Source organism: Kribbella sp., from assembly GCF_035687465.1.
Taxonomy (GTDB): domain Bacteria; phylum Actinomycetota; class Actinomycetes; order Propionibacteriales; family Kribbellaceae; genus Kribbella.
In genome coordinates this window covers 1-8,574 of sequence record NZ_DASRXP010000587.1, presented here as the reverse complement: position 1 = coordinate 8,574, position 8,574 = coordinate 1, and the positions used below count along the sequence as shown (strand labels likewise).

The 8,574-nt window shown below is 67.3% G+C and carries 8 protein-coding genes; 6 read left to right on the top strand and 2 right to left on the bottom strand.

Annotated elements, in window-relative coordinates; translation table 11 throughout:
- The coding region (locus tag VFG33_RS31025; RefSeq protein WP_524538158.1) for a mannitol dehydrogenase family protein at nucleotides 1-593 on the top strand (593 nt) is incomplete at its 5' end.
- Here the strand turns inward: VFG33_RS31025 and VFG33_RS31020 are convergent.
- Both VFG33_RS31020 and VFG33_RS31015 read right to left on the bottom strand, forming a co-directional pair.
- Complete coding sequence (locus VFG33_RS31020) at nucleotides 562-2,142, bottom strand: right-handed parallel beta-helix repeat-containing protein (RefSeq protein WP_325056540.1); 1,581 nt, start codon at nucleotides 2,140-2,142, stop codon at nucleotides 562-564. The genes VFG33_RS31025 and VFG33_RS31020 overlap by 32 nt on opposite strands.
- 158 nt (nucleotides 2,143-2,300) lie before the next feature.
- Nucleotides 2,301-4,004, bottom strand: a complete 1,704-nt coding sequence (locus tag VFG33_RS31015; RefSeq protein ID WP_325056539.1) for a right-handed parallel beta-helix repeat-containing protein — start codon at nucleotides 4,002-4,004, stop codon at nucleotides 2,301-2,303.
- Between the two features lie 81 nt (nucleotides 4,005-4,085).
- Between VFG33_RS31015 and VFG33_RS31010 the strand changes: the two genes are divergently transcribed.
- The 5 genes from VFG33_RS31010 (at nucleotide 4,086) to VFG33_RS30990 (ending at nucleotide 8,150) form a co-directional block, all read left to right on the top strand.
- Nucleotides 4,086-5,285 (top strand): glycosyltransferase, encoded by a 1,200-nt coding sequence (locus VFG33_RS31010; RefSeq protein WP_325056538.1) that lies wholly within the window; start codon nucleotides 4,086-4,088, stop codon nucleotides 5,283-5,285.
- 99 nt (nucleotides 5,286-5,384) lie between these two features.
- Nucleotides 5,385-5,804, top strand: a complete 420-nt coding sequence (locus tag VFG33_RS31005) for an adenylyltransferase/cytidyltransferase family protein (RefSeq protein WP_325056537.1) — start codon at nucleotides 5,385-5,387, stop codon at nucleotides 5,802-5,804.
- Nucleotides 5,801-6,544: a CDP-alcohol phosphatidyltransferase family protein gene (locus VFG33_RS31000; RefSeq protein WP_325056536.1), complete on the top strand. Its 744-nt coding sequence runs from the start codon at nucleotides 5,801-5,803 to the stop codon at nucleotides 6,542-6,544. The genes VFG33_RS31005 and VFG33_RS31000 overlap by 4 nt, the downstream gene beginning before the upstream one ends.
- Nucleotides 6,544-6,960 (top strand): FAD synthase family protein, encoded by a 417-nt coding sequence (locus tag VFG33_RS30995; protein ID WP_325056535.1) that lies wholly within the window; start codon nucleotides 6,544-6,546, stop codon nucleotides 6,958-6,960. Before VFG33_RS31000 ends, VFG33_RS30995 begins: the two co-directional genes overlap by 1 nt.
- Nucleotides 6,960-8,150, top strand: a complete 1,191-nt coding sequence (locus VFG33_RS30990) for a glycosyltransferase (RefSeq protein WP_325056534.1) — start codon at nucleotides 6,960-6,962, stop codon at nucleotides 8,148-8,150. The genes VFG33_RS30995 and VFG33_RS30990 overlap by 1 nt, the downstream gene beginning before the upstream one ends.
- Nucleotides 8,151-8,574 lie beyond the last annotated feature (424 nt).

Below are 8,574 nucleotides of genomic sequence, written 5' to 3'. Positions count from 1 at the left end.
GGGAGCAGGCGAAGCTCAGGATGCTGAACGCGACTCACTCGATGCTGGCGTATCTGGGCGGGCTGCGGGGGTACGAGACGATCGCCGAGGCCGTGCGGGACGACGAGTTGGCCGGGCTCGCCCGCGCATTGATGACCTCGGATGTGGTGCCGACGTTGACGCCGCCGGCCGGGCTGGACCTCACGGAGTACGGGGCGAGTGTGCTGGAGCGGTTCGCGAATCCGGCGTTGAAGCACCGGACGGCGCAGGTCGCTATGGACGGGTCGGTGAAGCTACCGGTGCGGCTGCTCGGGACGGTGCGGGATCGGCTCGCTGCTGGTGCCGAGCCTCGTCTTGCGTCCTTGGCGGTCGCCGGGTGGATGGTCTATGTCGCCAGGGGAGTGGACGCTCGCGGGCAGGCGCTCACGCTGGACGATCCGCAGGCGGACAAGCTGAAGGCCGCGCTCGATGGCGTTGGTTCCCAGCCGGCGGCCGTGGTGGATGCGCTGCTGGGGGTTGAGTCGGTGTTCGGTGCGGATCTGCCGGAGAGCAAGGTTTTCAGGGATCTCCTGGTGGAACACGTCACCGTTCTAGCGGCACCTCTAGTGCGCTGAGTAGCTTCCCGAGGGTGAACTTGCTGCCGGCGTCGAGGCCGGCTTGCTGCCATTGGGGGGCGGTGAACCACTGGCCGAACTTCTGGAACCGCTCGGCGGCCAGGCTGTCGAGCACATAGGTGTTGCCCTTCAGCACGACCTCGCCGGCCGGGACCGCCGCGCCCGCGTTCTGCACCATGCCGGTCGCGGTGGTGCCGCCCTTCATCGTCACGTTGTTGCCGGTGACAACGACATCGCGGAGGACGTTCACGCCCCACGGTCCGCTGCCGCGGGTGCGGGACTGGATCGAGATGCCGTTTACGTTGCCGGTCACCGTGTTGTTGCGGACCTGGACGTTGGACGAGGTGTTGACGTTGATGCCGCCGCCGTCCCACAACGACGTACCGGAGCCCCGGCCGGTGCCCAGGCCGTTGCCACTGATGGTGTTGTCCTCGATCACGCCGTTGCGGCCGATCTCGTAGCGGATCCCGTCGGCCGCGTTGTCGACGATCTCGTTGTCGCTGAAGGTCCGGCCGTCGTCGTACGCGTCGCTCCACAACCCGACGCCGCGGTTCTGCTCGATCAGGTTGCCGGACACCGAGCCGCCGTTGGACCAGGTGGTCTTGATCCCGCCCGACTCCCAGTCGGCGATCCAGAAGCCGTCGGTGTTGTTGTCGCTGACCTGGTTGTCGAGGATGGTGCCGTTCACCGTGCTGTACTGGCCGACGCCGAGCTGGCCGTTGTACTGGATCAGGTTCTGCTCCAGGGTGGCGCCGTCCGCGTTGACCAGCATGGCGCCGACCGCGTGGTTCCAGCGGATGTCATTCGCGACGACCTTCCACTTGTTGCCAAGCACAACCGCTCCCGCCTGAGGCGCGCTGGCGAAGTGCTCGACGGTGAGACCTCGGACGGTCACGCCGGAGGCGGCCGACTCGATCGCCGTGTCCGTCTTCGACATCTCCACGGTCCGGCCGGTCGGGTTGTCACCAAGGTAGACGGCGTTCGCGGCGTAGTCACCGAAGAAGGTGCCGGGGACAACCTTGTCGCGGGTGTTCACCCGCTTGAGGTGCTTGTCGTTGAGGAACAGCTGCTCCCGCAGGAAGCAGATGTTCGCGACGTTGTCCTCACACTGCCCGGTCTGCCCGTACGCCGGGGGCAGCACGCCCTTCGTCACCCAGTCGCCACCGGTGGCCGTCCAGCCGGTCAACCGGATCGACCCGGTCAGTACTGCGTCCTCGTCGCTGGCGAGAATCTGGTTCGCCTTCGGCTGGATCGTCCGGGTGATCCGGTGCAGCCCAGCCGTGAAGCAGAACGTGGCACCGGCAGCGCCCTTCTCGACCACCTCGGCGGCGTTGTCTTCCGGCTCGATCAACACGCCGGTACACGGGGGAGCCTCCGAGGGGCCCGCTGGGAAGGCGGAGGCGACGGTCGGCAGCTCGGGTCGGGGCGGGGTGGGCGGCACGGGCGGAGGGATGACGGGCGTGAGCGGCTCGAACGCCGATGCTGGGCCCGCGGTGACGATCCCTGTCAGGGTGATCGCACCGGTTGCCGCCACAGCAATGAGGGTCATCGACTTCTTCACTGGGTGCCTCCGGAGGTCCTCACCCCCCGGTGCGGCCTGCCTTCCCGAGCAGACTACTACTTGCCGTAGGCATCGCAAGACGCAAAGTCGTTGCGTCTGTCACCTAATTTGGTTGCTCTGTGTAACTTTGTCCGTTGCTGAGGGCATCAACTGGCCTGGAAGCTGCCGATCGTGTCGTGCCCGGCGCTGCGCCATCCGCCGGCTGTCAGCTTGGTGCCGAAGATGCCGAACCGCTGGGCCGACAGTTGGTCCAGCAGGTAGCGGTTCCCGTTGAAGGTCAGCTGGCCGGCCGGCACCTCGGCGCCGGAGTTCTGCACCATGCCGGTGGACTGGGTGCCACCCTTCATCCCGACCGTGTTGCCGGTGACGCGGACGTTGCGGAGCAGGTAGCGGCCCCATGGCCCGTCGCCCCGGGTCCGGGACTGGATCGAGATGCCGTTCACGTTGCCGGTCACCGTGTTGTTGCGGACCTGGACGTTGGACGACGTGTTGACGTTGATGCCGCCGCCGTCCCACAACGACGTACCGGAGCCGCGGCCGGTGCCGAACCCGTTGCCGGTGATGGTGTTGTTCTCGATCACACCGTTGCGGCTGATCTCGAACCGGATGCCGTCGGCCGCGTTGTTCTGAATCTTGTTCGCGCTGATCACCCGGCCGTCATCGGCCACGTCGGCCCACATCCCGACGCCCAGGTTGTCGCGGATCAGGTTGCCGCTGACGGTGCCCGAGGAGCGGGTCGACTTCATCCCGCCGGACTCCCAGTCGGCGATCCAGAAGCCGTCGGTGTTGTTGGAGCTGATCACGTTCGCGGTGACGTTCGCACCGATCGAGTTGTACTGGCCGAGACCGAGTTGGCCGTTGTGGTGCACCAGGTTGCGGTCGATCCGGGCGTTGGTCGCCTTCACCAGCATCACGCCGACCGACTTGTTCCAGCGGACCTCGTTCGCCTTCACCGACCAGGCCGGACCGGAGACCAGCGCACCGGCCTGGGCGGGGCTGGCGAAGTGCTCGATGGTCAGCCCGCGCACGGTGACACCGGGTTGGTTCGATTCGATCGCGGTCCTCGTCTTCGACATCTCGACAGCGCGGCCGCCGGGGTCGGTGCCGAGATGGATCACGTTGGCGGCGTAGTCGGCGTAGAAGGTGCCGGCCTTGACCGCGGCGGCGCCGGCCACCCGGGTCAGATGGGTACCGTCCACGAAGACCTGCTCACGCAGGCTGCAGATGTTCGCGCTGTTGTCCTCGCACTGCCCACTCTTCCCGTACGCCGCGGGCAGGGCGCCGCTGGTCACCCAGTGCGTGCCCGCCTTGCTCCAGTTGGTGAGGGGGACCGAGCCGGTGAGGACAGCACGGTCATCGCTGGCCAGCGTCATGTTCGCCTTCGGCCGGATCGTCTCGCTGACCCGGTGCAGCCCGGCCGCGAAACAGAACTTCGAACCGGCGGGGTGGGAGTTGATGACGGCTTGCGCGTTCTGGCCGGGCTTGATCACCGTGCCGGTGCAGGGACCTGCGACAGCCGGTCCGGCGGCGTCATCACCCGCGACGGGTTCGCTGGCGCCGGTGGTCTTGGGCTGCTGGGGCTTGTCCGGGGTCGCTGTCGAGCGCGAGGTGGGCTTCTTCGTCGGCTTCACGGTCGGCGGCTTGCTCGGGACGGTGACCGGGGGCTTGGTCGGCTTCGACAGCAGGATCGAGGGGAGTACTCCGGAGCCCGCTGAGGCCGTTTGGTCCGCATCGCGTGACTTACCGGCGGATACCGCGTTCTTCTGATGGGAGATGAGGGGAAAAGCGACTGTAACGGTGGCCAGCGCGACCGCGATAAGGGCTGCGAACCACAACTTCCTCAAAGTCACCCTCCGGGGTGTATTCGGCGCGCGGTCGTTCCTCGCCAGGCCTCACGGGTTGTCACCACCGCGAAGACTTAGGGTGGTGCCATGCGGGTCGCCATGTTGCACAACCGTTATCGTTCGGGTCAACCGAGTGGCGAGAACCTTGTCGTCGATCAAACAGCTGATTTTTTGCGCAACTCAGGACATGAAGTTGAGCTTTACGCGCAGAACAGCGACGACATCGCGCAAATGAGCCGAAAAGATCGCGCGCTGTTACCGTTCCGCTCCGTATGGTCATTCGCCGACGAACGCGATTTAACATTCCGATTGCGTGAGCGGCGTCCGGACATCGTGCATGTCCACAACACTTTTCCCTTGCTCAGCCCGTCGGTACTGCGGGCCGCCCGGCGCGAGGGACTCCCGGTCGTCGCCACCTTGCACAACTTCCGGCTGATGTGCGCCAACGCGGTTCTGCAGCGCGACGGTGGTCCGTGCGAGGCGTGCGTCGGCCGGATTCCCTGGCGCGGTGTGGCCCACGGCTGCTACCGCGGATCGAAGGCGCAGAGCCTCCCGCTGGCGACCGGGATCGCGGTGCACAACGCCTTCCATACCTGGCAGCGCTACGTCACCACGCTCATCGCGCCGTCGGAGTTCGTCCGCTCGCGGTACATCGCGGGCGGGTTCAAGCCCGAGAAGATCGTGGTCAAGCCGCACGCGGTCCCACACTCGGGCGCGGTCCGCACCGGCCCGGGCGACGCTGTGGTGTTCCTCGGCCGGCTCACGGAGGACAAGGGCTTCGCCGATCTGCTCCGGGCGTGGGACTCGTCATTGGGCAAGCTGGTGGTGATCGGCGACGGCCCGCTCCGGGGTGAGGCGGATGCGCGGGCGCTCACGGATCCGTCGGTCTCGGTGCTCGGGGAACTGCCCTGGGCCGACTGTATGGAAGTACTCCGCTCCGCGCGCGTCGCCGTCGTACCGGCGCGGTCCTATGAGACCTTCGGTCTCGTGGTGGTCGAGGCGTTCGCACACGGGGTGCCCGTGGTCGCGTCCCGGCTCGGCGCGCTGGCCGAGTTGGTGGATGACGGCGAGACCGGTGCGCTGACCGAGCCGGACGACAGCGAAGGGCTCAGAAAGGCCCTCGGGTTGCTCACCCACCCGGCGACTTCGATAGCCTGCGGCCTACGAGCACGGCAGGTTTATCTCGACCGCTTCACCCCGGAGCGCGACCTGGCTGCTACGGAGAGGATCTACGCCGATGCGATCGCGCGGCACGCGGCCGACACTCGAACCGGCCGGGCACGCTAGGCGCGGCATGATTACTCGGTGTAAGGTCGGCGCAGGTTTTCGGGGGCACGTCGATAACTGTTGGGGCGGGTCCACGAGGACCCAGTGGGGGAGAGCATGATGCCGTTGAGCGTCGGATACCTGATCGGCGTCTTCGATCTCTTCCACGTCGGCCACCTCGACGTGCTGGAACGCGCCAAGGAGAACTGTGACCGGCTGGTGGTCGGCGTGCTGACCGACGACTGGGCCGAGGACGACTGGGGCACCCGGCCGTTCGTCCCGCTGGTCGAGCGGGTCCAGATCATCGAGCACCTGCGCTGTGTCGACGAGGCCGTCGTGGTGGACGGCGTCGAGCCCGACCGGCTGATCGGGGTGCAGACGGTTTTCGCTGTCAGCGGTACCGACGGTGTGCTCGGCCTTGACGAACTCGACGGGATCCCCGCCGCGCTGATCCGCACCCTGCCGGCCGCGCGCGGTTCCCGTAGCCAGATCCTGCGCGCCGCGATCGACCAGCGGCAGTCGCGCAGCTCGGTCGCATGACAGGCCGCCCCTACAGCGACGCGGTCGCACAACTGGTCCGTGCGCAGAAGCCGTCCGCCGGCACCCCGGCGTACTCGCGGTTCGTCAACCGGCGGATCGGGCGGTACCTGGCGGCGGGTGCCTTCCTGGCTGGACGGACACCGAACCAGGTCAGCCTCAGCAGCGGGTTCTGTTCGCTGCTTGGCATCGTGGCGATCGCCACCCTCGAGCCGAGCGTCCCGCTGGCGCTGCTGGTCACCGCGTTGCTGGTGCTCGGGTATGCGCTGGACTCGGCGGACGGGCAGCTCGCCCGGCTCCGCGGTGGTGGTTCGCCGCTGGGTGAGTGGCTGGACCACATGATCGACTGCGTCAAGATCACCTTGCTGCACAGCGCAGTACTGATCTCGTTCTACCGCTTCGATGCCTTCAGCAACGAGCTGGTGTTCTTGATCCCACTGGCCTATCTGTGCGTGTCGGCGGTGCTGTTCTTCGGGTTGATCCTGATCGATCAGCTGCGCCGGCGGCACGGCGGCGCGCAGGCCAACGTCCGCGGCGACTCGGTGCTGAAGTCGTTGCTGATAGCACCGACCGACTACGGCGTCCTCTGCCTGGTCTTCCTCACCTTCGCCTGGCCGACGGTCTTCACCTTCCTGTACGGCGTGCTGCTCGCGGCGAACCTGTTGTTCCTGGTGGCCGCGATCGCCAAGTGGTACCAGGAGATGGCCGCGCTGCAGCCGGATCGCGCGGGGGTGAGCAGCTGATGGGGGTGATCGGCTATGCCCCCGGGGTCTACGACATGTTCCACATCGGCCACCTCAACATCCTGCGCCGCGCCAGTGAGCACTGCGACTACCTGATCGCCGGGGTGGTCGAGGACGACGTGGTCGCCAAGATCAAAGGGCAGCCGCCGGTGGTCCCGCACGACGAGCGGATGGAGGTCGTCCGGGCGATCGGCCTGGTCGACGATGTGGTCAGCGTCTGGTCCAGCGACAAGTTCGAGATGTGGAAGCAGTTGCGCTACGACGTGCTGTTCAAGGGCGACGACTGGAAGGGCACCGAGAAGGGGATCCGGCTGGAGCGGTTGCTGGGTGAGGTCGGCGCCGGCGTGCACTACTTCCCGTACACAGCGTCCACGTCGAGCACGGATCTGCGGAGGCTCCTGGAAGGGACGCTCTGATGCCTGCCCGGCGGAAGATCCTGCTCAGTGCCTATGCCTGCCGCCCGAAGGGTGGATCCGAGCCGGGCGCCGGCTGGGCCTGGGCGAGAGCGGCAGCGCGCGACAACGATGTGTGGCTGCTGACCCGGGGCAAGTTCGCCCATGAGATCGCCGACGAACTCGCGCTCCGCCCGCTGCCGTCGCTCACCGTCGTACCGCTGGAACTGCCGCGCTGGGTGCTGAAGCTGCGTCGCCGGCCCGCGGACGTCTATTGGTACTACCCGCTCTGGCAGCGGCTCGCCGGCCGGACCGCCAAGCGGCTGCACGCCGAGCATGACTTCGACGTGATCCACCACCTGACCTTCGCCGTCGACTGGATGCCTGCCGGCGTTGTGCAGGAATCGTCCGCGAAGGTGATCTGGGGCCCGGTCGGCGGATCCACCGCGGTACCGCTCTCGATGGCGCACTGGCTGGGCTCGAGCGGCCTGATCGGGGAGCTCGTACGCCGTGCCTGGACCGGCTTCTGGCGCGGCCTGACCGGGCGAAAGCTGGCCCAGACCGCCGACCTGGTAGTTGCCCAGAACAACGACGTCGCCGAGGTCTTCGCGAAGTACACCGATGACCTCGTGGTCCAGCCGAACGTGGCGATCCAGCGCTTCGCGAGCGCGAGCGGCCCGCGGGAGCCGTTCGGTCCGCCCGGGGTCAAGACCGCGCTGTTCGTCGGCCGGTTGATCCCGTGGAAAGGCGTGCTGATCGCGATCAGCGCCCTGGCACGGCCGGAAGCGGCGAACTGGGAGCTCCGCGTGATCGGCGACGGCCCCGACTGGCGCCGCGCCGAACGCCTGGCCGAGAACCTCGGAATCCGCGACCGGGTCGAGTTCGTCGGTCAGTTGCCGCGAGAGGAAGTCCTCGACTCGTTCCTGCGCGCGGACGCCCTGCTCGCCCCGTCGATGCGCGAAGCCGCCGGCTGGGCGATCACGGAAGCCCTGGCCAGCGGCTGCCCCGTGATCTGCCTCGACCGAGGCGGCCCCTCGGTCATCGTCAGCCCCGAAGACGGCGCAGTCGTCTCCTGGCGCGGCGACGTGGTCGGCGAACTAGCCAAATCCCTCGCCACCCTCGACACCCGGATAGAACCGGTCAACCGCTGGTCCCCCGACCGCCTCCCCGCCCTCCTAACCACCTGGTACGCCGACACCCGAGTCCCGCACTAACCCCCCGCCAGTTCGCCCGTACGCCGGGTGGCTCGCGGGTTCTAGGTCAATCTGGTTCGCGGGTTTAGAGGTGTAGGTGGTTCGCGGAGTCGGTAGGTGGGGGTGGTTCGCGTCGCCGGGCTGCGTGAGTTCCCTGGTCGTGGTGAGGTGAGTCAAGGGCGCTTCGCGGCCCTTCGGGCTCGAACAAGTTCGACCCTTGACACACCTCACCGCGACCAGGGAAGGACGCAGCTACGCCCGGAGCCGCTGAGAAATACGGCCACAAGTTCAAGGGATTACGTCGGGGGCGGCCGAACGCCTTCCACGGTAAGGAACCCGGCGATTTCACCCGCGCCGGCCGAATCTCGGGCAAGTTGTCGGGACCTTGAACACCAAATCGGGACCTCGGACAACAAATACCTTGTCCGAGGTCCCCACCACCTGT

What these genes read in the sequence shown, in the direction of transcription:
- VFG33_RS31020 (WP_325056540.1), bottom strand. Translation starts at nt 2,142, where the DNA reads ATGACCCTCATTGCTGTGGCGGCAACCGGTGCGATCACCCTGACAGGG.
- VFG33_RS31010 (WP_325056538.1), top strand. Translation starts at nt 4,086, where the DNA reads ATGCGGGTCGCCATGTTGCACAACCGTTATCGTTCGGGTCAACCGAGT.
- VFG33_RS31005 (WP_325056537.1), top strand. Translation starts at nt 5,385, where the DNA reads ATGCCGTTGAGCGTCGGATACCTGATCGGCGTCTTCGATCTCTTCCAC.
- VFG33_RS31000 (WP_325056536.1), top strand. Translation starts at nt 5,801, where the DNA reads ATGACAGGCCGCCCCTACAGCGACGCGGTCGCACAACTGGTCCGTGCG.
- VFG33_RS30995 (WP_325056535.1), top strand. Translation starts at nt 6,544, where the DNA reads ATGGGGGTGATCGGCTATGCCCCCGGGGTCTACGACATGTTCCACATC.
- VFG33_RS30990 (WP_325056534.1), top strand. Translation starts at nt 6,960, where the DNA reads ATGCCTGCCCGGCGGAAGATCCTGCTCAGTGCCTATGCCTGCCGCCCG.